At 69.5% G+C, this 22,709-nt stretch carries 14 protein-coding genes; 8 read left to right on the forward strand and 6 right to left on the reverse strand.

The genetic code is table 11. The features are described 5' to 3' along the window. Window positions 1-129: 129 nt before the first annotated feature. Window positions 130-519 carry an STAS domain-containing protein gene (locus OG300_RS06485; RefSeq protein ID WP_405493138.1) on the forward strand — a complete coding sequence of 130 codons (390 nt, stop codon included), beginning with the start codon at window positions 130-132 and terminating at the stop codon, window positions 517-519. Continuing rightward, window positions 516-4,364, forward strand: coding sequence for a SpoIIE family protein phosphatase (locus tag OG300_RS06490; protein WP_405493140.1), 3,849 nt, complete (start codon window positions 516-518; stop codon window positions 4,362-4,364). Before OG300_RS06485 ends, OG300_RS06490 begins: the two co-directional genes overlap by 4 nt. A gap of 33 nt (window positions 4,365-4,397) precedes the next feature. On the opposite strand, the gene OG300_RS06495 is transcribed toward OG300_RS06490, so the two are convergent. Both OG300_RS06495 and OG300_RS06500 read right to left on the reverse strand, forming a co-directional pair. Continuing rightward, window positions 4,398-5,933 (reverse strand): FAD-dependent oxidoreductase, encoded by a 1,536-nt coding sequence (locus OG300_RS06495; RefSeq protein ID WP_405493142.1) that lies wholly within the window; start codon window positions 5,931-5,933, stop codon window positions 4,398-4,400. Between the two features lie 74 nt (window positions 5,934-6,007). Then, the gene (locus tag OG300_RS06500) at window positions 6,008-7,045 is read right to left on the reverse strand and encodes an ABC transporter substrate-binding protein (RefSeq protein WP_405493144.1); all 1,038 of its coding nucleotides are present in this window, start codon (window positions 7,043-7,045) and stop codon (window positions 6,008-6,010) included. A gap of 224 nt (window positions 7,046-7,269) precedes the next feature. On the opposite strand from OG300_RS06500, the gene OG300_RS06505 reads away from it, so the two are divergent. The 5 genes from OG300_RS06505 (at window position 7,270) to OG300_RS06525 (ending at window position 15,672) form a co-directional block, all read left to right on the forward strand. After that, the gene (locus OG300_RS06505) at window positions 7,270-8,097 is read left to right on the forward strand and encodes an NADPH-dependent oxidoreductase (RefSeq protein WP_405493146.1); all 828 of its coding nucleotides are present in this window, start codon (window positions 7,270-7,272) and stop codon (window positions 8,095-8,097) included. 48 nt (window positions 8,098-8,145) lie between these two features. Next, window positions 8,146-9,267: an ROK family protein gene (locus OG300_RS06510; RefSeq protein ID WP_405493148.1), complete on the forward strand. Its 1,122-nt coding sequence runs from the start codon at window positions 8,146-8,148 to the stop codon at window positions 9,265-9,267. Between the two features lie 87 nt (window positions 9,268-9,354). Then, on the forward strand, window positions 9,355-10,707 hold the full coding sequence (locus OG300_RS06515) for an LLM class flavin-dependent oxidoreductase (RefSeq protein ID WP_405493150.1): 1,353 nt from the start codon (window positions 9,355-9,357) through the stop codon (window positions 10,705-10,707). Further along, window positions 10,704-14,462: an ABC transporter ATP-binding protein gene (locus OG300_RS06520; protein WP_405493152.1), complete on the forward strand. Its 3,759-nt coding sequence runs from the start codon at window positions 10,704-10,706 to the stop codon at window positions 14,460-14,462. Before OG300_RS06515 ends, OG300_RS06520 begins: the two co-directional genes overlap by 4 nt. A 49-nt stretch (window positions 14,463-14,511) precedes the next feature. Beyond that, a complete protein-coding gene (locus tag OG300_RS06525) occupies window positions 14,512-15,672 on the forward strand; it encodes a hypothetical protein (protein WP_405493154.1) in 1,161 nt (386 codons plus the stop codon). Between the two features lie 15 nt (window positions 15,673-15,687). On the opposite strand, the gene OG300_RS06530 is transcribed toward OG300_RS06525, so the two are convergent. After that, complete coding sequence (locus OG300_RS06530; RefSeq protein WP_405493156.1) at window positions 15,688-16,932, reverse strand: glycosyltransferase; 1,245 nt, start codon at window positions 16,930-16,932, stop codon at window positions 15,688-15,690. 2 nt (window positions 16,933-16,934) lie between these two features. Then, the gene (locus OG300_RS06535) at window positions 16,935-18,221 is read right to left on the reverse strand and encodes a glycosyltransferase (RefSeq protein ID WP_405493158.1); all 1,287 of its coding nucleotides are present in this window, start codon (window positions 18,219-18,221) and stop codon (window positions 16,935-16,937) included. Between the two features lie 118 nt (window positions 18,222-18,339). On the opposite strand from OG300_RS06535, the gene OG300_RS06540 reads away from it, so the two are divergent. Continuing rightward, a complete protein-coding gene (locus tag OG300_RS06540) occupies window positions 18,340-19,329 on the forward strand; it encodes a Gfo/Idh/MocA family protein (RefSeq protein WP_405493160.1) in 990 nt (329 codons plus the stop codon). Here OG300_RS06540 and OG300_RS06545 read toward each other — a convergent pair. Beyond that, the gene (locus OG300_RS06545) at window positions 19,290-20,369 is read right to left on the reverse strand and encodes an alpha/beta hydrolase (RefSeq protein ID WP_405493162.1); all 1,080 of its coding nucleotides are present in this window, start codon (window positions 20,367-20,369) and stop codon (window positions 19,290-19,292) included. The genes OG300_RS06540 and OG300_RS06545 overlap by 40 nt on opposite strands. Next, entirely contained in the window at window positions 20,366-22,687 is a 2,322-nt protein-coding gene (locus OG300_RS06550) for a thioester reductase domain-containing protein (protein ID WP_405493165.1), read from the reverse strand. Before OG300_RS06550 ends, OG300_RS06545 begins: the two co-directional genes overlap by 4 nt. Window positions 22,688-22,709: the final 22 nt, after the last annotated feature.

A 22,709-nucleotide genomic window follows, 5' to 3' on the forward strand; every position in this document is an offset into this window, starting at 1 on the left:
GAAATCCGCAGTCCCCTGTGGTGCGGATACCCCGTCCCCGCGCACTTACGCGTCGCGGCCGCACCGGGCTGATTGGGGACGGCGTTCGCGGGTAACCGGCCCCTGGGTGTCCCTGCGGAGTCCGGAGAGATGATAGAACTGGCTGTGGTCGGTCTGAACGTGAAGCGCTATTCCCTCGACGACGCCGCCGTATCGGTGGTGAGCGCCAGTGGAGTGGTGGATATGAGTACCGTTGACGAACTGGCTGCGCAGCTCGAGGCGGCTCTCGATGCGGCGCAAAGTGGTTCGGTGGTCTTGGCCATCGACCTCGAGGGCGTCACGTATTTCGGCAGTGCCGGGTTGAACGCGGTGCTGCTGTGTCATGAGCAGGGCGCCGGTCGCGGGATCGAGGTCCGGGTGGTGGCGACGAATCCGTGGGTGGTGCGCCCGATCGAGGTGACCGGATTGGATGCGGTGCTGCGGCTGTATCCGACCCTGTCGGCGGCCTTGCGGTCCGAGGACTCCGGACCCCGCTCATGAGTGGGGCCCAGCCCGCCCCGCGTGCGGCCCTCCCGGCGATCCTCGCCGCGGCGGTCGCGACGAGCGGTGAGATGGGCCGTCGGTTCGCCGAATTCGATTGGGACACCCACCCGCTCGGGCCGATCCGCGACTGGCCCGCCGAATACTGCGCCGCGGTCGCCACCGCGTTGACCTCGCGTTTCCCGATCGTGCTGTGGCTGGGAGCCGAGGATCTGTTCCTGGTCTACAACGACGACTACATCCCGATGCTCGGCGACAAGCATCCGGCGGCGCTGGGCGGGCGCGGCGGTGAGGTGTGGTGGGACATCTGGGCCGATATCGAGCCGATGCTCAGTGGCGTGCTGGCGACGGGCGAAGCGACCTGGTCCGATGATCTGCCGCTGGTGTTCAGCGTGGCGGGTCGCCCGGTGGAACGCTACTTCACCTTCAGCTACAGCCCGATGTTCGCGGCGAGCGGGGCGATCGATGGAATCTTCTGTGCGGTAAGCGAAACCACCGATCGAGTGCTGGGCGAACGCCGCCTGGCGGTGTTGAACGCGGTGGCCGCGCGGGTACTGGGGGTGCCATCGGTCGACGCGGTGGTGGCGGGCGCGGTCGCGGTCTGCGCGCAGGACCCGGCGGATCTGCCGTTCGTCGCGATCTATGCCGAGGACGCCGAGGCCGGAGGCCCGGTGCTGCGGGGTGCGAGCCCGGCGGTGACGGCACTGCTTCCGCGCGAGTTGCGTGAGCTCACCTCCAGACGTCCGGTGCCCGGCTCCCGTGACACCTGGGAGATCGAGGAGCTCGCGGCGGTATTGCCCGGGCTGGCAGCGGGTTTCGAGGACGCACCGCCGGAGCGGGCGCTGGTGCTGCCGCTCGGCGCGGAAGCTACGTCCGGTGTGCTGGTGCTCGGGCTGAGCCCGCGCCGCCCGCTCGACGAGCAGTACCGCGGGTTCTGTCAGCTGCTGGCCGATCAGCTGTCCTCGGCGTTGGCCGCGGTCGCGTCCTATGAGCTGCAGCGCCATCGCGCCGACGAACTGGCCGCCCTCGATCGGGCGAAAACCGAGTTCCTGTCCAATGTCAGCCACGAATTCCGCACCCCGCTGACCCTGCTGCTGGGCCCGATCGACGATGCGCTCGCCGATGTCGCGGGCACCGGCGATCCCGCGCTGGTGGAACGGCTGACCATGGCGCGGCGCAATGCGGGTCGCCTCCGGCGGCTGGTTGATTCGATGCTCGACTTCAGTCGGATCGAGGCGGGTCGCGCGCACGCAGACCCGATCAACACCGATGTCGGCGCGCTCACCGCGCATATCGCGTCCTCGTTCAGCGAGCTGTGCCGCCGCGCCGGACTGCGGCTGGTGCTGGACTGCGAACCGGCTGTCGCCGCGGTCGATCCCGCCATGTGGGAGACGATCATGTTCAATCTGCTGTCGAACGCGGTGAAGTTCACCTTCTCCGGCGCGATCACGGTGCGGACCCGGGTGATCGACCGTGAATGCCGGATTGTCGTGCACGACACCGGAATCGGTATCGCACCACACGAGGTCGATCGGGTCTTCGAACGCTTCCACCGGGGCGACAACACCCGGGGCCGCTCGGTCGAGGGCGCCGGCGTCGGTCTCGCGCTGGTGCGCGGGCTGGTGGACCTGCACGGCGGTGCGATCCGGGTGGAAAGCGCGGTGGGACAGGGCACCTCGCTCATCGTCACGCTGCCCTCGGCGGTCGCCGATCCGGATACCCCGGTTCCGACCGTGCCGGGCGGCGCGGAGAATCCCTATGTCGCCGAGGCCGGACAGTGGGTGGCCGCGGCCCAGGTCACCGGCCCACAGACGAGCGTGCGAGGCCGCGCGCTGATCCTGGTCGTCGACGACAACGCCGATATGCGAAGGTATCTGCACCGGATCCTGTCGCGGCGCTGGGATACCGTGCTCGCCTCCGACGGCCGCGCCGCCCTGGACGCCGCGCGCGCCCGGCCACCCGACGTGGTCGTCACCGATGTGATGATGCCGGGCCTGAACGGGTTCGAGCTGGTTGCCGCGCTGCGAGCGGATCCGCTGCTGAATCGGGTTCCGGTGGTGATGCTTTCGGCGCGTTCGGGTAGTGAGTCCTCGGGTGACGGCTATGCCAGCGGGGCCGACGACTACCTCGCGAAACCGTTCAGCTCCGGTGAGCTGCTGGATCGGGTGGCGGCGCGGTTGGCCGGTGCGGAACGTGAACGCGACCAACGGATCCGGCACGAGAGCGATGTGCGCCGGGAGACCGCCTCGACCCAACTGGCCGCCGCCCTGCGGGCCACCGATTCGACCCGCGGCATCCTCGACGCCGTACTGGCGTGGCCGTTCGCCTCGGACGGCGCGCACGCGGCGACCATCGGCGTGATCGACACCGGAAAGGCCGGTGTCCGTGTCGAATTCCTGACGGGCGCGGCCGGTGTGCGCGCGGACCGCCAGCTGCTGGAGCTCAGCGGTCCGTCGGCGATGGCGGAGGCGATCCGCACGGGTGCGCCGATCATCGTGGCGGACACCGACTCCGGGGTGTGCACCGGGCCGGAGGTGCCGCCCGGTGCGCGTTCCGGCGTGATCCATCCGCTGCGGGACGCGGACTATCGCATGATCGGCGCGCTGGCGCGGTGGTGGCCCGAACCCCGGGAATTCACGGCGCCGCAGCTGGAGCTGCTCGCCGGATCCGCGCAGCAGGTGCAGTCGGCGCTGCACCGCGTGCAGGTGCAGCGCCGCGAGCGGCGCATCGCGCTCGAATTCCAGAATCAGCTGCTGGATTTGGATCGCAGCTCGACCAGCGTGGTGGTGGCCGGGATGTACCAGCCCGCGGAGGAGGCCATGCGGGTGGGTGGCGACTGGTATCTGGCGGTGCCGCTGGATCGCGATGGTCGGCTCGGCGTCTCGGTGGGTGATGTTGTCGGGCACGGACTTTCGGCGGCCGTGGTGATGAGCAGGCTGCGTGCGGCCATCGCGGCGGCGGCGCTCTCGGACGGGAATCCGGGAGCCGTCCTGGACCTGGTGAACCGCTACGCGGTCGCGGTGGGCGGTGCGCACTGTGCGACGGCCGCTTACGCGGTGGTGGATCCGGCGGGACCGACTGTCGAATACTGCTGTGCCGGACATCCTTACCCGCTGCTGGTCCCCGCCGAGGGCAGTCCGGTCTACCTCGATGACGGGCGGCGGCCGCCACTGGCCACCTCCGGTTTCCACGGCGGGCCGTGCAGCGGTCGGGCCGAGGTCCCGCCGGGCAGCACCGTGCTGCTCTACACCGACGGCCTGATCGAGTACCCCGGCCAGACCCTCGACCAGGGTTTCGAGCGGTTGCGTGCCGCCGCGGAGGCGTGTGCGACGCTGCCCACCGCGGCCCTGTGCGCGACTGTGCTGGACCGGCTGCGCCCGCCCGGCGGCTACGGCGACGATGTGGTGCTGCTGGCGGTGCGCCCCACCGGCGTTACCGCCGACACCTACACCGGAGCCTTCGCTACGGTGGCCACACAACTACCGATCGCACGCGAGGAGCTGCGAAAGTGGTTGCGCGCAAACGAGATTCCGGAAGTGCGGGAATACGACATCCTGCTGGCGGTCGGTGAGGCGGTGAGCAATGCCATCGAGCACGGCAGCCGCTTCGACCCGCGCAGCACGGTCTACGTGGAGGCGGCCCGTCTCGGTGAGGGCTTGCTGACCACCGTCACCGACTCCGGCGCGCCGGCCAAAACCGGGGCGCGCGTACGAGATTCGGATCGCGGGCGCGGTCTGCCGCTGATGAAGGGATTGGCCGATCACGTCGCCGTCGAGCGCGGCCAGCACGGCACCACCGTGACCCTGCGATTCGACGACCTGACCACCCGACACCCGCGCGGTTGACAACAGGCCGGGAACCGTTGCCCCGCAGGTGAATCAGCCGATGGTCGACGGACCCGGGTCCTGATGCCGCAGTGGCGGCGCGAGCTGGGTGAGCGATCCGGTGGCGGGCCCCTCGATGCGGGTGCCGTCGGCGGCGAACCGCGAACCGTGCAGCGGGCAGTCCCACGAACGTTCGGCCTTGTTCCAGCGCACGATGCCCGCCAGATGCGGGCAGACCGCCGAGACGGTATGGGTGGTGTCGTCGACCCGGCAGGTGGCGGTGGGTCGCGGCAGGCGGCGCTCGACGCGGCCGGTGCCCTCGGGTACCGCGGTGAGGGTGCCGCCGCTGCGCGCGATATGCCACCACCCCGCCGAGAACTGGAGCGCCACTTCACCGTTCGAGCGCAGCGCGGCGGGCAGCGAACGCAGCTCGTCGGTCCGCCACGGGTCCATCACACCGGCCCACTCCGGCGCCTTGCCGGTGACACGACCGACCAGGACATGCGCCGCGGCGACCGCATTGGTGAAACCCCATTTGGCGTAGCCCGCGGCGAACAGGATGCCCTCGCGTCCCGGCAGCAGCGGACCGGCGTAGGGAAGTTCACCGATCGGCAGGTAGTCCTGGGCCGACCAGCTGGTCAGCGGGCGTGCGTCCGGATACCACCGTTCGGTCCACTCGATGAGTTCCGTGACCCGGTCCACGGTGTGGTCCGCGCGGCCGACGGTGTGGCCGTTGCCGCCGACGAGCAGGATATCGCCGTCCTGGTCGGGCACGGTGCGCACCGAGCGGGTGGGTTCGCCCGCCGACAGGTACATGGTGCGCGGCTGGGTGGCGGGCGGGATCCGGTAGGCGGTCAGATAGGAGCGCTGCGGCAGCAGCCGGGCGAAGAATCCGCCGCGATCGAGAATCGGTGTGCCGGTGGCCAATACGACGGTGCCCGCCCGTACCTGCCCGTGTTCGGTGTCGATGACGTGATCGCCGGGGCTGCCGGCGCTCACCCCCTGTACGAGGGTGGATTCGTAGATCGGCACCGCGTGCGATTCGACATCGGCGGCCAGCATCGCCAGCAGCGACATCGGATCCAGCTGCGCCTGCGCCTGCAACCGCACTGCGCTCAACGCGGGGAACGGCGTATCGACATGGTCGGTGAACTCGACCGGTAGTCCGGCCTCGCGCAGCGCCGCGAATTCCCTTCGCACGGTCCGGATTTCGGGTTCGGATTGCGCGTAGGTGAAAGCGTCGGCGAGCTGGAACGCGACGCCGTGGCTCGCACAGTACTCGAGCAGCCACTCCTGCCCGGCCGCGTTGGCGTCCAGGTAGGTGCGCAGCGTGTCGGCTGAGTGCCGGTGCCGGATGCGCTGCGCCCGCACCCCTTGCAGCAGGCTGATTTTGGCGGTGCTCGCACCCGTCGTCCCGTCGCCGATGCGCCGGGCCTCGAGCACCGCCACCTCGACGCCGTTCTCGGCCAGCAGCAACGCGGTGACCAGGCCGGTGAGGCCGCCGCCGATCACGATCACGTCGTAGCGCAGTCCGGCGGTCACCCGCAGGCGCAGGGGAGTGGGGGTATCGAGCTTCCAGACCGGTGTCATGGTGACGCGATAGCCCGTGTGCGGCCGGTGAAACAACAGGGCGCACCGCCACTCGGCGATGCGCCCCTCCGATCTCAGCTGCCGGGCTTGGGCTGCACCAGGTCGTTGTACTTGTTGGTGTAGAACTTGGCGGGATCGAGTTTGTCGTGGATCGCGCCGGTGTCCTGCAGCCAGCTCTCCCAGCGGGTGAAGTCCGCGTCGGAGATCTCGCCGCCCTTGCTCGGAATGCCCACCGACAGCCAGTATTTCAGGCTGTCGGTCTTCTCCCCGGAACGATGCCGATCCTGGATGATCTGGGTGAACTTCCCGATTGCCTGGTCGCGGGGCGTGGTGCGCTCCCATTCGATGGCCTTGGCGATGCCGGTGGTGAAGGCGCGCACCGCATCCGGGTTCTTGGCGAGGAAGTCGTTGCGGAACACGTACGGCCCGCCGTTGAAGGGCCCGTACTGGTCGATCTCGGTGAACACCGGGCGCAGACCGCCGTTGGCGAGCGCGCGCTGCTGGAACTGCCCGCCGAGGGCGGCCGCGTCGATCTGCCCCTTGCGCAGCGCGTCCTCGGTATTGGGCGGCGGCAGCGGCACCAGCTGCACGGACTTGATCTGGTCGAGGGTCGCGCCCGCCTTCTTCAGGGCGTCGTGCAGGTCGGCCTCGTTCTGCCCGCCCAGGGTGTTGACGCCGACCTTCTTGCCGATCAGATCCAGCACGGAGTGGACTCCGCTGCCGTCGGGAACGTAGTAGCCGGTGAAGGACTTCTCGTCGGCCCCGTACTCGTTGACCACCGCGGTCACGGGTGCGCCCGCGCTGATCAGCTTGGCCACCGCCCCGGCGAACGCGCCGCCGAAGTCGACCTGGCCGGTGGCGGCGGACTGGATCTCCTGCGGGCCGCTGATGGTGTTGCCGACCCAGTCCAGCTTCACCTTGCCGTCGAAGAAGCCCAGGCTCTCGGCGACTTCGGGCAGCGTCACCTGGTCCGACCAGCCGAGGTAGCGCAGTACGGTCGCGCCGTTCTCGGTGCGCGCGGAATCGCTGTGGCCGCACGCCGCCAGCGTCGTGCAGCCGACCGCTGCCAGCGCGGCCAGGGTCAATGCTTGTCGAAAACGGCTGGGCCTCATGGGAATTCCTCTCGCGATGAACGGCGTGACGCTGCCCGGTGCCGGCGCTGAGCCGGGTCCGGCGGGTCACCCGCGGCCAAATGGTAGGGGAGTGCCGCCGCCGTGAGGCCGATTGGATTCGTGCAGATTGCAACTGTTAGGCCGGACCCGTGGGGATGGGAGGTTTCGGCTCGAGCTGCGGGCAACCGCTGACGGATCCGGTCGCGGCGGCGACCATTGCGGGCATGACTCAGATCGCCGTGTCGCCGGATGAGGTGGTGGCCCGCCGCTACCGCGACCCCGCCCCGACCGCACCCGCGGAATGGAATCCGGTGTTGCAGGTGCTGCACGAGCATCGTTCGGTGCGCCGCTATCTGCCGGATCCGGTGTCCGATGAGGTGCTCAGCCTGCTGGTGTCGGCCGCCCAATCCGCGCCGACCTCCTCGAATCTGCAGGTGTGGAGCGTGATCGCGGTGCGCGATCCCGAGCGCAAGGCGCGGTTGGCCGCGCTGGCCGGGGATCAGGAGCACATTCGGCAGGCCCCCGCGCTCCTGGTGTGGACGGCCGATCTGGCGCGGGTGCGCGGGCTGGCCGCCGAGCGGGCGGTGCCGCTGGACGGCGCGGACTACCTCGAGTCGAGCTATGTCGCCTTCCTGGACGCGGCGCTGGCCGCGCAGAACGCGGTCGTCGCGGCCGAATCCCTCGGTCTGGGCACCGTCTACATCGGGGCGATTCGCAACAAGCCCGAGCAGGTCGCCGCCGAATTGGGGCTGCCGCACGGCGTTTTCGCGGTCGTCGGCCTGGTCGTCGGCACCCCGGATCTCGAGGAGGATGCCCGGGTCAAGCCGCGCCTGCCGCAGGCCGCCGTGCTGCACCTGGAAACCTATGACGCCAGTGCGCATCCCGCGCAGCTCGCCGAATACGAGAGCCGCGTCGCGGAGTTCTACGCCGAGCAGCACCTCGACCACTCGTGGTCCGACCGGGTGCTGACCCGCCTGGGTTCGGCCGCCGCCCTCAACGGGCGCGACCGCCTGCGCGACCAGCTGGTGGCGCAGGGCTTTCCGCTGCACTGATGATCGAATCGGACACCCGTGACAGGGGGTAGCAGTGCAGGGGCGGTATTGCGAGCGGTGTTGGCGGAGGGGACGGCGACGCGGACCGCGATCGCGCGGCGTGCGGGGCTGTCGCCGGCGACGGTGACCGCCCAGGTCCGCGCGCTGGTCGCGGCCGGACTGCTGATCGAGCTGCCGGAGACCGCGAGCCCCGCGGGCATGGGGCGGCCGCATTCGCCGCTGGTACTGGATCGCGCGGGCAATGCGGTGATCGGCGTGCACATCGCCGCCGGGCACACCACCGTTGCGGTGCTGGATGTGACCGGGGCGGTGCGGCTTTCGCATCGAATACCGCATGCGGGCGTCGAACCCGAGGCGATCCTGGACGCGGCGGCCGCCGAAGTGCGGCGGCTGCGCGGCGAATTGACCGAGCGGGTGATCGGCGTCGGGGTCGCCATCGGTGGCTGGGTGGATGCCGGGTCCGGTGCGGTCCTCGACCATGCCACCCTGCGCTGGCGCAATGTGGCGGTGCGGCAGTACCTCTCGGAGCGGGTGGGTCTGGAGGTGGTGCTGGACAGTCACACTCGCGCCCTGGTCCACGCCGAGCAGCTCTTCGGGCACGGCCGCGACGCCTCGGCGACGGTGGTGTTGTTCGCGGGCAATGTGATCGACGTGGCGTTCGCGGTGCACGGCCGCGTGCACTACGGTCCACGGTCGGCTGCCGGATCCATCACCCGGCTGGTCGCCGGGGACGGCGCGGAACAGGATCTGGCCGACTGCGCCGATCACGCACTGGTGGCGCGGGCCCGCCGCGCCGGGCTGCCGGTCGCCTCGATCGCGGATCTCTTTGTGGCGGCGGAGCATTCGGAGGATGCGCGCACGCTGTTCACTCGCCGCGCCGAGGTGCTCGGCCGTGTGGTGGCGGTGGTGATCGACCTGCTGGATCCCGACACCGTGGTGATCGTCGACCCCGCGCTGATCCGGGTGCCGGGTGTGCGCGCCGCGTATCTGGATGTGGTGCGCCGATTCTCGGCGTGCGAACGGCCCGAGGAGATCGTCACCGGGTCCTCGTTCACCGGCCGGGTGCTACAGACCGCCGCCGGAGCGGTGGTCCTGCAACAGTTGTTCACCGACCCGCTCGCCGTGATCGCGGCCGCCGCGGCGCCCGCATTCGATTCCGAGTTATTTTAAGTCGAACGAATGTAGCCCGCTCGTAGCGCGTTCGGCGACAGTCGGTGGCATCGGGTTTCGTGCCCGCCGCCGTCTGGGAGGACACTCATGCCTGACTCGCCGAAACAGTTGCACCTCAACGCGTTTCTCATGTCGACCGGCCATCACGAGGCCTCGTGGCGGCTGCCGGAATCGGATCCGCACGCCAACACCGACATCGAGCACTACGTGCGGCTGGCGCAGCTCGCCGAGCGCGGCAAGCTGGACTCGATCTTCTTCGCCGACAGCCCGGTCCTGTTCAGCGACACCGGCCGTCGTCCCGCGGGCAAGCTGGAGCCGACCGTGCTGCTGACCGCCATCGCGGTGCAGACCTCCCGCATCGGGCTCATCGCCACCGCCTCCACCAGCTACAACGAACCGTTCAACCTGGCCCGGCGTTTCGCCTCGGTCGACTGGGTGTCCGGCGGCCGGGTGGGCTGGAACATCGTCACCACCGCGGGCGCGGACGCGGCCCGCAATTTCGGCCTGCACGACGTGCCCGCCCACAAGCTGCGCTACGAGCGCGCCACTGAATTCGTCGAGGTCGCCACCAAGCTCTGGGACAGCTGGGACGACGACGCGGTGCTGGCGGACAAGGAATCCGGCATCCACACCGACCCGGACCGGGTGCGCCCCATCCACCACGAAGGCCGCTTCTTCTCCGTCGCGGGACCGCTGAACCTGCCGCGTCCGCCGCAGGGCTACCCGGTGCTGGTGCAGGCCGGATCCTCGGAGGACGGCAAGGATTTCGCCGCCCGCTACGCCGAGGCCGTGTTCACCGCGCAGCAGACCCTCGAGGACGGCCTGGAGTTCTACGCCGACCTCAAGCGCCGTGCCGTCGCACTGGGCCGTGACCCCGAGACCATCAAGATCCTGCCCGGCATCGTGCCGGTGATCGGTGACACCGAGGAGCACGCCCGCGAACTGGATGCCGAACTCGAGCGGCTGATCTCGCCCGAGTACGCCCGCAACCAGCTCGCCCGGCAGTGGGGGATCCCGGTCGAGGATCTCGATCTCGACAGCGAACTGCCCGACGATCTGCCCACCGAGGACGACATCCAGGGCGCCAAGAGCCGCTTCACCCTGATCGTGAATCTGGCCCGGCGCGAACACCTCACGCTGCGTGAGCTGATCGCCCGCCTGGGCGGCGGCCGCGGCCACCGCACCTTCGCGGGCACCGCCGAGCAGGTCGCCGACACCATCGAGGAGTGGTTCACCCGCGGCGCGGCCGACGGCTTCAACATCATGCCCGCCGTGCTGCCCTCGGGTCTGGAGCGCTTCGTCGACGAGGTGGTGCCGATTCTTCAGGCGCGCGGCCTGTTCCGCACCGACTACACCGAGACCACCCTGCGTGGTCACTACGGCCTGGATCGTCCGATCAACCAGTTCACCGGCGAGCACGAGCTCGTGGTCGCCGAATGAGCCACGGCCCCGACTGTTCCACCACCGCCGAACCCGAGGTCGGCTGGATCCGATACCTGTTGCGGCGCAGCGCCGTACACCGTCGCACCGCCGTCATGGCGGCGGTCGGCTCGGTGGTCGCGGCGCTGCTGACCGCGGTGCTGCCGCTGCTGGTGCGGCACGTGGTCGACACGCTCGGCACGACCGCCGCGTCGGTCACGCCCTGGGTGGTGCTGCTGCTCGCGCTGGGCGCGGGACGTTTCGCGGCCGGATACGTCCGCCGCATCGGTTCGTCGCGGCTGTCCCTCGATATCCAGCACGATCTGCGCGGCGACGTGTTCGCGGCGCTGCTGCGCCTCGACGGCAGGGAACGGTCGGGGCTCTACACCGGTCAGGTGGTCAGTCGCGCCATCACCGATGTCACGCTGATTCAGATGTTCCTGCAACTGGTTCCGCTGGTGACCGGCAACCTGGTGCTGGTCGCGGCCTCGCTGGTGCTGATGGCGTTCCTGTCGCTGCCGCTGTGCGCGATCGCGCTGCTGGTGGTTCCGGCGCTGTGGGTGATCACTGTCCGCAGTCAGCGGGTGCTGTTCCCGGCCAACTGGGACGCACAGGCGCGCGCCGCCGAGGTGGCCATGCGCGTCGAGGGCGCGGTGGCGGGCGTCCGCGTGGTGAAGGGCTTCGGCCAGGAGTCCTACGAACTCGACCGCCTCGCCGACACCGCCCGCGACCTCTACCGCTCCCGCCTGCGCATCGCCCGTCTCACCAGCCGCTTCACCCCGGCCCTACAGGCGGTCCCCGCCGCCGGTCAGGCCCTGGTGCTGGTGGTCGGCGGCCTGCTGGCCCTGCACCAATCCATCACTCTGGGAACGTTTCTGGCGTTCATGACCTACCTCGGCTCCTTCGTGACGCCGATCCGCATGTTCTCCATGCTGCTCACCGTCAGCCAGCAGGGCAAAGCCTCCCTGGACCGGGTCCGCGAGGTCATCGACGCACCGGCTGCGGAGGCCGACGCGCTGGTGCGTGGCAGCTGGGTCGGTGATGTCTCCGCTGATCCGCCCGCGCTCGAATTCGAGGGCGTGAGTTTCGGATTCGAGGGGCACCCGCTGGTCCTGGAGGGTCTCGACCTGCGGATAGAGGCGGGGGAGACGGTGGCGATCGCCGGTGCCGCCGGATCCGGGAAGTCGATTCTCACCCAGCTGCTGCCTCGGCTCTTCGATCCCGATGCCGGGCGGATCCTGCTGGACGGCAACGATATTCGGCAGTTGCCCGATGTGCGGGAGCGGATCGCGATGGTGTTCGAGGACACCGCGCTGATGGCGGACACCGTGCGCGCCAACGTGGCCTACGGGCGGCCGGACGCCGATGACGATCGGGTGCGCCACGCGCTCTACCTGGCCGCGGCCGACGAATTCGTGGCCGCATTGCCCGACGGCCTCGACACCATGATCGGTGAACGCGGGCAGCGGCTTTCGGGCGGTCAGCGTCAGCGGTTGGCCCTGGCGCGGGCATTGATCACCGACGCGCCGGTGCTGGTGCTCGACGACGCCACCTCGGCCATCGACGCGCAGGTGGAGGAGCGCATCTTCGCGCGTATCTCCGCGGAGGTCCGCCGTCGCACCACACTCGTGGTGGCGCACCGCATCTCGACCCTGGCCCTGGCCGATCGGGTCGCCGTGCTCGACAACGGGCGGGTCGCCGAACTCGGCACCCTCGACGAATTGCGCACCGGCGGAGAGGTTTTCCACTCACTGTTCACCCCACCCGAGGTGGCCGTGCCCGAGAACATCGCCGCCGCGACGGTGCCGACCGCCGCGCTGTGGGCGTACACCGACACCGATGCCGACGAGTCCCGCACCCTCGAGCAGATGGCGAAGGCGTTCGCGCAGCGCGCCGCCGGAGCCCCGGGGGCGATGGCGGGCGGCATGATGTCGAGCGCACCACCCAGCGGCGATATCAGCGCACTGATGGCGAAACTGCCGCCGGTCTCCGGTGAACCGGTTGTCCCGCAGAGCTTTTCGCACACTCCCGATCGGGAGTTCTCGCTGTCGCGCCTGCTGCGGCCGTTCGCGCTGCCGCTGCTGGCCGGACTCGGCCTGGTCTTCCTGGACGCGGTCGCCCAGATCCTGACCCCGTTCCTGGTCCGCTACGGCATCGACCGCGGTGTGCTGGCCGGTGCGCGCGGCGTGCTGCTGGCGGCCGCCGGGTCCGCGCTGCTGGTGGTGGCGGTGGACTGGGTGATCTCGGTGGCGCAGGTGCGGGTGACCGGGCAGGCGGGGGAGCGGCTGCTCTACGGCCTGCGGGTGAAGGTGTTCGCGCATCTGCAACGCCTCGGCCTGCAGTTCTACGAGCGAGAACTGGGCGGGCGCATCATGACCCGGATGATCACCGACGTCGACGGCCTGTCGACCTTCCTGCAAACGGGCCTGTCGGTGGCGCTCACCAGCACCCTGACCGTCGCCGGTGTGGTGGTGGCGCTGCTGGTGATCGATGCCGAGCTCGCGCTGGTGGTACTCGCGCTGCTGCCGATCCTGCTGGCCGCGACCGTGGCCTTCCGCCGCGCGTCGGTGCCCGCCTACAACCAGGCCCGCGAGCAGGTCAGCGCCGCCAACGCGTATCTGCAGGAGAACGTGGACACCATCGCGGTGACGCAGGCGTACCGGCGCGAGGCGGTCAATCAACGCGAATTCGAGCGCAGGTCATGGGGTTACCGCAACGCGCGCCTGCGCAGCCAGACCCTGATGGCGATCTTCTTCCCGTTCGTGGAGATCATGTCGGTGATCGCGACGGCGGCCGTGCTGGCCGTCGGTGTGCACCAGGTCCGCGAGCACGCCCTCACCGCGGGCACGCTGATCGCGTTCCTGCTCTATATCGATCTGCTGTTCGCGCCCATTCAGCAGCTGTCGCAGGTGTTCGACAGCTATCAGCAGGCCGTGGTCGGCGTCGAGCGGCTCGGCACGCTGCTGCGTGAGCCGTGGACCCCGGATCGCGACGACGCCCTCCCGATCGAGCGGCTCGACGGCGACATCGAGTTCCGCGCAGTGGGATTCACCTACGACGGCGCGCCCACCCCGGTACTGGCGGGCATCGACCTGCGCATCGCACCCGGCCGCAAAGTGGCGGTCGTCGGCGAGACCGGCGCGGGCAAGTCCACCCTGGTGAAACTCCTTGCCCGCCTGTACGACTCGACGGAGGGCACGGTGCTGGTCGACGGTGTCGACCTGCGCCGCTACCGCCTGGAGGACTACCGCAAACGTCTCGGCGTCGTCCCGCAGGAACCGTTCCTGTTCGGCGACACCGTGCAGGACGCCATCGCCTACGGTCGGCCGCAGGCCACTCCGGCCGAAATCGAATGGGCGGCAAGGGCGGTCGGCGCACACGACATGATCGCCATGCTGGATCACGGCTACCGGCACCCCATCGGCGCCCACGGTGCGGGCCTCTCGGCGGGGCAGCGTCAGCTGCTGGCCCTGGCGCGCGCCCAACTGGTGGATCCCGACATCCTCATCCTCGACGAGGCCACCGCCTCCCTGGACCTGGCGACCGACGCCCGGGTCCGCGCCGCCATCGACCTGCTCACCGCCGGCCGCACCACCATCGTGGTGGCGCACCGGCTGGCGACGGCCGCGGACGCCGACCTCATCGTGGTGGTCGGCGGCGGGCAGGTGCGCCAATCCGGTTCCCACACCGACCTGCTCAGCGTCGAGGGCCCGTATCGGCGACTGTGGGACGCGTATGTCGGGGACGCGGCGGTGGCGGTGCCGGGCACCCGGTGAGCGGGAGTGGGTGTTTACCGGCCCCGCCCGGGGCCGGTAAGCCCGACGCATGAGCAATTCGATCGGTCCGCTGCTGCCCGCTGATGAAGGCTTCCACCATCAGATCGCCGACACCTTCGGGACCGTCGCCAGCAGCGAACTGTCCTGGACCGAGAAGGTGTGCGCGATGGCGGCCGCGCGAGACGGCAGCCTGCAATTGGGGTTCGGGCTCGGCAAGTACCTGAACCGCAATGTGATGGACGGCTACGCGGGCGTCTCACGCGGCGTCGAACAGCTCACGGTGCGTGCGGGCCGGGAACTCTCACCGGAACCCGACCGCACCGTCATCGGCCCGGTTCGCTACGAGGTGATCGAACCGCTGAAGCAGATCCGATTCGTGCTGGAGCCCAACGATATTCAGCCCATCGCCTTCGACTGGCTGTTCACCGCCGAACTGCCCGCACATCTCGAGGACCGCACCCATATGCGCGCGGGCTACCGGGTGTCCGCCGATCTGGTGCGCTACCACCAGATCGGCGTCGCCTCCGGCTGGGTCGAGGTCGACGGCGAGCGCACCGAAATCACCCCCGAGACCTGGGTTTCCACCCGCGATCACTCCTGGGGTGTGCGCTACGACGTGGGTCAGCCACGCCCCGACGTGCAGGCCATGGAACTGCCGACCGAAGTGTCTTTCCGGATGGTTTGGGCCCCAGCGCTATTGGAGCGCCCCGACGGCAGCCGGTACGGCATCCATCTGCACTATCAGATCGTCGAGGTCACCGGCTACTCCTCCAAGACGGTGATGGGCGGCCTGCAATACCCCGACGGCCGCGAGGTCAAATGGCGTGACCTCACCCCCGAACTGCGCTTCGATCCGGACAACCGCCGCCTGCTCGGCGGCCGCATCCACGCGGTGGATGTCGAAGGCGTCTCCCGAACCTTGGAGATCGAGGTCGTCTCCGACACCGGCTTCCACCTCGGCGCGGGCCTCTACCACGGCTTCGAAGGCCACTACCACGGCGAATACCGCGGCCCCGGAATGTATCTGGAGGGCGAGCGCATCGACGACTGCTCCACCTACGCCAACGCCCGCCGCCTGCACCAGATCCGTGACACGGTTGTCCGCATCACCGACCCGGTGGGCGGCGGCGTGGGTTACGGCAATTGCCAGCCCATCATCACAGGCGGCGACGAATCCCTCGGTCTCACCAAGGATTCCACCTTCATGTGACCGATCACGAAGCCGTCAGTGGGTGGGATGGAGCGTGGAGGAGTGGGCGAGAGCGGTGGTGTAGACGGCCAGCAGTGCGCTGATATGGCGGGATTGCCGGGGTTCGTCCGCGTGGGCGGACAGGGCGGTGCGCATCGGGGTGAGCTGGGACCTGTTGTCGGACAGGGTATTCATGGCTGAGATGAAGGCCGCTACCGAATGGTTCTCGGTGCGGAGGCCGCCCTCGGCAGGAACGGTTTCGGAGAGTTCCGGATCGCAGTAGACGACGGGCAGGCCCATCGCGACGGCCTCCAGCAGGACCATGCCCTGGGTGTCGGCATCGGAGGTGAGCAGCAGGACATCGTGGTCGCGCATGGCGGACAGGCAGGTCGATTGATCGACTTCGCCGTGATAGCGGACGCGGCCGTCGAGCGCGGGATCGCCTGCGGCGGTGCGGACCCGGTCGGTGAGCGGGCCGCTGCCGTAGATGTCCAGGGTGCAGTTCGGGGTTCGATGCAGCACCTCGATCGCTTCGAGTGGGCGCTTCTCGGGGGAGAGCCGACCGCACCACAGGGCGCGCAGCGGGCCATCGGAGCTCGGTTCGGGATCGGCTGTCGTGCGCAGGTTGTCCAGCAGTGCGTCGTCGATGCCGTTGGACACCACGTGAATCGGGCGGCTCACGCCGCGCTCGGTGAGCCGTTGCGCAAAATGCTGTGTCGGCACGATCAAGTGATCGGCGGCCTGAGCCTGTGCGATGAGCGGTCGCCAGGCCAACCGAGCGGTGCGGCTGTCGCCCGCGTAGCGCGGGTGGTGGCCCAGCGGCACAAACCAGCCGTGCAGCAGCCGCATGGTCAGGGCGGCGGGAAACGGTGCGGGCGAATACTTCTCGATCATGGTGTCGTCGCGACTCTGCATCGACTGCACGACCGGGATGCCGTGACGACGCGCGGCACGCAGCCCTGAGATGCCACCCCCATACGTGGTGAGCGCGTGCACCAGATGGATCGGGCCGCGCTCGGCGAACGCGGCATCGACCAGACGGCGATTGGCACGCGTCGGCAATACCAGGGGCAGACCGTTGGACATCTTCAGCGGCGTCGGCGACAGCACGACGATGTCAGGATCGGCACCCGTGGAATCCATTGCGGGCGGGCAGAACACGGTCACCCGGTGCCCGCGCTCGCGCAGGCTGTCGCACAGCGCCCGCATGGCGGTCTGCACGCCGCCGAGGGTGGCCGGGTGAAAGTCGGTGAACAGTGCGATATGCAGGGAATCGGTCATGGTCACACCGGGGCCGCGGCGAGAAGTTCCACCGCGTCGACGGCGGCCTTGACGCCGTTCTCGGCCGACACGATCCGGCCGAGGTCGGCAGCCCGGCGCGCGGCATCGGGACTCAGCGCCTTGACCAACCCGTCGTGCAACCGGTCGGCGGTGAGCGAGGGGTACGGGAAGTCGGCCCCGATGCCGAGCGCGGAAATCCGCCAGCCGTAGAAGAACTGGTCGCTGTGCACGCCGATCACCACGGCGGGCAGTCCTGCGCGCAGCACATCGTGGGTGTTGCCGCTGCCGCCGTGATGCACCACCGCGCGGCAGCGTGACAGCACCCGGTCGTAGTCGAACGAGGTCAGTACATGCATCCGCCCGTCGTGGCCGGTGCCGAGCGGGTAGCCCTCGCCCTTCACGGTCACCAGCGCGCGCACGCCGAGACGTCGGCACACGCCGTCGATGAGATCGAGCGAGCCGACAGGATCCAGGATCGGCATACCGGTGAGGCAGAAGTAGACGGGCGCCTCGCCCGCGTCGAGCCAATCGTCGAGCGCGGGATCGACTTCGGCCTCACCCCAGGCGCCGCGCTGCGCCTCCGGCATGATCGGCGCGCCGACGACGGTCGAGCGCTCCGGCCAGTCCGCGGGCTTGGGCAGCAGTACCGGACTGACCATGTGCACCAGCGGAATCTCGTCCTCGCGGATGCGGCGGAACGGATTGCGGGGCGCGCCGGGCAGACCCATCAGCTCGCGGACCCGCCGATCCATCTTGCGGTACGCGATCCCGTAGGCGAGTTCGAAGGCGGTGTAGCTCAACAGCCGCAGCCGCCGCGAGGACAGCATCGTCTTCACGGTGAACGAGGACGGGAAGTCCGCGGTCCGTTCGAGCGGATAAGGCAGCCCGCCGATCACCCGCTGCCCGGTCTTCTCGCGGCGCTCCATCGCCCACGGCAGCGTCGAGGCGCAGGAGATGATCACGTCCGCGCCCTCGCACGCCCCGGCCAACACCTCGTGCATCTGGTCGCCGCGCTCCCCGGTCATGATCTTGACCGTGTCGAGCATGATCTGCAGGAACGGCAGCGGATTGCCCGAGGCCAGACCGCGTTTGGCGGCCGGTGATTCCAGCAGTTCCGCGGAGTTGAACGGGATCACATGCGGTTCGAAGCCCGCGCGGCGCACCACGTCGGCGTAGTTCTCGGTGGCGGTCAGTTCGACCTGGTGTCCGCGGGCCCGGAATTCGTCGGCCAACGCGAGATACGGCTGGTGATCGCCGCGGGTGCCCGCGGTCAGCAGTGCGATGCGCATACTCTCGACTTCCGTTCGTAAATCACTGGGATTCATAGACATTCGGCATCACCCGACCGGTTCGGAGGTCCTGCCACGGTAGGATTCGCCGGTGTATCGGCGGTGCTAGGGTCGCCGGATGACCGACAAAATTCGCATCGGGATCCTGGGTGCGGCCGCCATCGCCCCGACCGCGCTGATCGGCCCGGCGACGCGGAATCCGGAGGTCGTCGTCGCGGCGGTCGCGGCCCGTGACAGCGCCCGGGCCCAGGAGTTCGCCCGCAAGCACTCCATCGCCCGGACCTTCGACAGCTACCAGGCGCTGATCGACGATCCCGAGCTGGACGCCGTCTACATCCCGCTGCCCAACGGCCTGCACGGCCGCTGGGTGCGTGCCGCGCTGGCCGCGGGCAAGCATGTGCTGTGCGAGAAGCCCTTCACCGCCAACGCCGACGAGGCCCGCGAGATCGCCGCCCTGGCCGACGCCTCCGATCAGGTGGTCATGGAGGCCTTCCACTACCGCTACCATCCGCTGACCGCCAATGCCGAGAAGATCATCGCCTCCGGCGAACTGGGCACGCTGAAGCGGGTCGAGACCGCGCTGTGCTTCCCGCTGCCGAAGTTCTCCGACATCCGCTACAACTACGATCTCGCCGGTGGCGCGCTGATGGACGCGGGCTGCTACGCCATTCACATGGCGCGCACCTTCGGCGGGGAGACCCCCGAGGTGGTGTCGGCGAAGGCGCTGCTGCACGACCCGCGCGTCGACCGCGCCATGACCGCCGAGCTGCGCTTCCCGTCCGGGCACACCGGTCAGGTGCGCGCCTCGATGTGGTCCTCGGACGTCCTGCGCATGAGCGCCACCATCTTCGGTGAGCGCGGCACCATGCGTTTGATCAACCCGATCCTGCCGCAAATGGCGCACGCCATGTACGTGCACTCCGAGCAGGGCCGGCGGGTGCGCTTCTTCGGGCGGCGCGCCTCCTACGACTACCAACTCGAGGCCTTCGCCGCGGCGGTGCTGCGCGGTGAGCCGGTCGCCACCCCGGCCTCCGACGCCGTCGAGACCATGTCCGTCATCGACGCCATCTACCGTTCCGCCGGACTGCCGCTGCGCGTCCCGAGCTGAGCCGCCGTCGACACCTCGTCGAGGAAATCGACGAGGTGTCCGAACACGTCCAGCGCCGCGCCGCGACCGATGAACGTGTCCAGATGCCCGTAGCCGGGAATCTCGGTGTAGCGCACGTCGATTCCGGGATACCGGGTCGAAAGCACCTGGTGGCACAGGCGATTGGAGTCGACCCAGGCCTCGTTGCGGCTGCCCGCCAACAGCAGCACCGGGCAGTCGATGCGGTCGGCGGCGTCCACCGAGTTGTCCGGCAGCGCGGCATAGCGGTCGTCGTCGACGTTCCAGCGGACCACGGCGTGCGCGAGCTCCATCTGCCGCAGATGCGGCAGCAGTGACAGCGGGATCGCCCCGAACAGGTCGGCGATGCGGTCGTGGGTGCGCGGGTCGAGGTGATCGTGTTCGAACAGCTTGGCCCCCATGCCCCAGCCGTGCTGCACCATGCGGCAGGTGGGGTCGGGGCAGTCGCCCTTGCGGGACAGCGCGGCGTAGAGCAGGGTGCGCTTGGACCACAGCCCGACCTTGCGGAAGTCCGAATCCAGGTATCCGACACGGGAACCCATCAGTTCGCTGCCCAGCAGCACCCGCATGCGCGCCGAGGTGCTCACCTTCGGGGTCAGGAACACACCCTGCGCGACCACGCCCGCCAGGCCGGGCAGCAGTCCGGCCGTGAGGCTCTGCGCGACCGCCAGCGCGCCGATGCAGTGCGACACCACGAACAGCGGCCGGTCCCCGATGCGGGCACGGACCTGCGCGAGCGCGGCGGGCAGATCGTAGAGCGCGACATCGTCGACGGTGTAGGGGCGACCGGATTCGTTGTGCCGCAACCGGCAGCTCCCGCGCCAATCCAGCAGCCAGGACTGGTATCCGGCATCGGCGAGCACCTCGGTGACATTGCGGATCTCGGGCAGCGCGAACATCTCCGAGGACACCCCGTGCCCGTGCACCAGCAGCACGGCCGGGCCGTCGTCGGGGCCGACGCTGCGCAGCCGCAGGTCCACGCCGTCGGCGGTGTCGAAGGAGAATTCTCCGGACGCGCTCATCGGCGATTGTCCTTCCGCAGGGCCCGGCGCAGATCGAGCAGGTCGGTGCCGACCCGCAGCATCGGTTCCAGCAAGCTCTTGCCGAGCTGCCCGCCGAACCAGCTGAGCCACAACAGTTTCGCCAGCCGCTGCTGGCGTTCGGACAGGGTGGGATCGATCTGGATGCCGTCGATTTGATCGGGCAGATAGGTGTGCATCGGCACCGACACCGCACCGCGATAGGCGGCGGGTTCGCCGGTGCGGCCGATCTCGACGGCCTGGGTGCCGAGCTGGCGGACCAGCTGGCGGCGAGCGGCGGCGAACTTGTAGCCCTCCATCCACCAGGTGCCGCCGTCCGGATCCCGCAGTGCCAGTCGGTAATGCATGATCGGATGCCGCGTCTCGTGGCGCAGCGGCAGACCGTCGTGCGGGCGGACGATGGCGGTGCCTTCGACGGTGAGAGGTTCGGGGTGCAGTGCCGGGCAGTGCAATTCGCCGCGCACGTCGAGGGTGCGGGCGGCGAACGCCTGGGCGCTACCGGCGACCGACAGCGCGAGCCGTAGATCGCAGGGGATCGTCACCGGCTCCTCGATAGTGTCGTCGACCGAAACCACTGTGCCGGAAAGGGTTTCGTTGAACCTCAGATACGGTTCGGCGTCGGCGCGGGTCCCGACACCCGCCACCACCTCCAAGAGTTTGCCGCGAGCCGCGAGACCGGTCGCGGGAGCGGGTAGCCCCTGCGCGGCCACGAAGGCGTCGGTGCGTGCGGACGAGGCGGGCGGCGCGGTCACCATGGCCGCCAGCTGCCGTCGCGCGACCGGACTCTGCAAGACCTGTGCCAGCGACTCCAGTTCCGGTACCGGCTCCTCACGAATGGTGCGCACCACGTCGGTGCACCACTGCTCCCAATGCTGTACGCGCACACCGAGTCCGCCCACGGTGGTCTCGGCGACGAGCTGTTCGAGGGAGGTCGGCGCGCCGGTCAGATGGTAGGTGTGACCCCACGCGCCGGGCGTGCACACGATCTCGGCGGCCACCCGGCTCACCCAGTCCACCGGGGCGGCGTTGAGGTATCGGAAGCCGGGCACGGTGCGGAATCGCATGAGCGCGGCCGTGATTCCGGCGTTGAGATCCCGCGCATTGTGCGCCCCGGTGTCCGGATGCGCGCCGATCCCGCCCGCACGCAACACCGTGACGGTCAATCCGTGTTCCCCGGCCCGCCGCAGCATCGCCTCCGCCGCCCACTTGGACCGGTCGTAGCCGATCGGCAGCGCCGCGACATTCGCGGTCGGCTCGTCCTCGGCGAGCAGGCTCGCCCGCGACCCGTTGAACACCGCCAGCGACGACACGTGGTGAATCGGCTTCGGCCGCCCCGTCGCCGCCAGCTCCGCCAGGGTCAGCGGACCGAGTACATTGGTGGCCCGCAGCGAGGGATACCCGCGCAGGAAGTCCACCGCCGCACCGGCGTTCACGATCGAATCGACCTCAGCGGCCAGCTCCTCCCACCGCTGCCCGTCCAGCCCGAGCCGCGGCGACCGCAGATCCCCGGCCACCGCCGTGACCCGCCGCGCCACCTCCCGCGACCACGGCAGCGAGAACCGCCGCAGCCCCTCCTCGAGGCGCTTCAACGCGTCCTCGTCGGTGTCGGCGCGCACCAGGCAGAACACATGAGCGGCACTGTGCCGCAACAGATCCAGTAGCAGATGGCTGCCCAGGAACCCGGTCGCCCCGGTCAGCAGAATCCGCTGTGGCGCGACCCGCTCCACCGGCCCGACGAGCGGAAGTCGATCCGCCCCACCCAGATCCGCGAACATCTGCGCGAGATCGTCGGTATCGACGAACGCTTCGGCGTTGCCACCGATCCGGCGAACATTCGCCGGAAGCCGTTCGGGCACGCCGGTCTGCGCCGGTCGTTCGGACCGCTCAGCGGCATCGAACTCGTCACCTTCAGCGGTCGTGGCGAACCACGAACCGGTCGGATCGTTCTCTGCGGTTCCCGCCGGCATGGCAGCCTCCCGCACGGCGCTGCCCAGCGTCTGCGCCAGATCGGCCTGCGGTGCAACAGCTTCCGGATTGTCGGCGAGCCACCGATGGGCCAGCCGCCGAGGCCGCGCATCGAAGAACACGGTATCCAGATCCGGCCGAATATCGAGCTCCCGATCCAGCACCCCCAGCAACTCGACGGCCGCGATGGATGTCCCACCCGCATCGAAGAAGTCGGTATCGACATCCATCGTCCCCGGCAGCGACCGCCCCGCCACCGCCGCGATGGCCTCCGCCAACTCCTCCACCTGCCACCGCCGCAGCGCCCGCGTTGACGCGAAACCCGATGTGGGCACGCCTGAACCGGCTGAAGCACCC

The organism is Nocardia sp. NBC_00511, from assembly GCF_045161165.1.
Lineage (GTDB): Bacteria > Actinomycetota > Actinomycetes > Mycobacteriales > Mycobacteriaceae > Nocardia.

What these genes read in the sequence shown, in the direction of transcription:
- OG300_RS06485 (WP_405493138.1), top strand. Translation starts at nt 130, where the DNA reads ATGATAGAACTGGCTGTGGTCGGTCTGAACGTGAAGCGCTATTCCCTC.
- OG300_RS06490 (WP_405493140.1), top strand. Translation starts at nt 516, where the DNA reads ATGAGTGGGGCCCAGCCCGCCCCGCGTGCGGCCCTCCCGGCGATCCTC.
- OG300_RS06495 (WP_405493142.1), bottom strand. Translation starts at nt 5,933, where the DNA reads ATGACACCGGTCTGGAAGCTCGATACCCCCACTCCCCTGCGCCTGCGG.
- OG300_RS06500 (WP_405493144.1), bottom strand. Translation starts at nt 7,045, where the DNA reads ATGAGGCCCAGCCGTTTTCGACAAGCATTGACCCTGGCCGCGCTGGCA.
- OG300_RS06505 (WP_405493146.1), top strand. Translation starts at nt 7,270, where the DNA reads ATGACTCAGATCGCCGTGTCGCCGGATGAGGTGGTGGCCCGCCGCTAC.
- OG300_RS06515 (WP_405493150.1), top strand. Translation starts at nt 9,355, where the DNA reads ATGCCTGACTCGCCGAAACAGTTGCACCTCAACGCGTTTCTCATGTCG.
- OG300_RS06520 (WP_405493152.1), top strand. Translation starts at nt 10,704, where the DNA reads ATGAGCCACGGCCCCGACTGTTCCACCACCGCCGAACCCGAGGTCGGC.
- OG300_RS06525 (WP_405493154.1), top strand. Translation starts at nt 14,512, where the DNA reads ATGAGCAATTCGATCGGTCCGCTGCTGCCCGCTGATGAAGGCTTCCAC.
- OG300_RS06530 (WP_405493156.1), bottom strand. Translation starts at nt 16,932, where the DNA reads ATGACCGATTCCCTGCATATCGCACTGTTCACCGACTTTCACCCGGCC.
- OG300_RS06535 (WP_405493158.1), bottom strand. Translation starts at nt 18,221, where the DNA reads ATGCGCATCGCACTGCTGACCGCGGGCACCCGCGGCGATCACCAGCCG.
- OG300_RS06540 (WP_405493160.1), top strand. Translation starts at nt 18,340, where the DNA reads ATGACCGACAAAATTCGCATCGGGATCCTGGGTGCGGCCGCCATCGCC.
- OG300_RS06545 (WP_405493162.1), bottom strand. Translation starts at nt 20,369, where the DNA reads ATGAGCGCGTCCGGAGAATTCTCCTTCGACACCGCCGACGGCGTGGAC.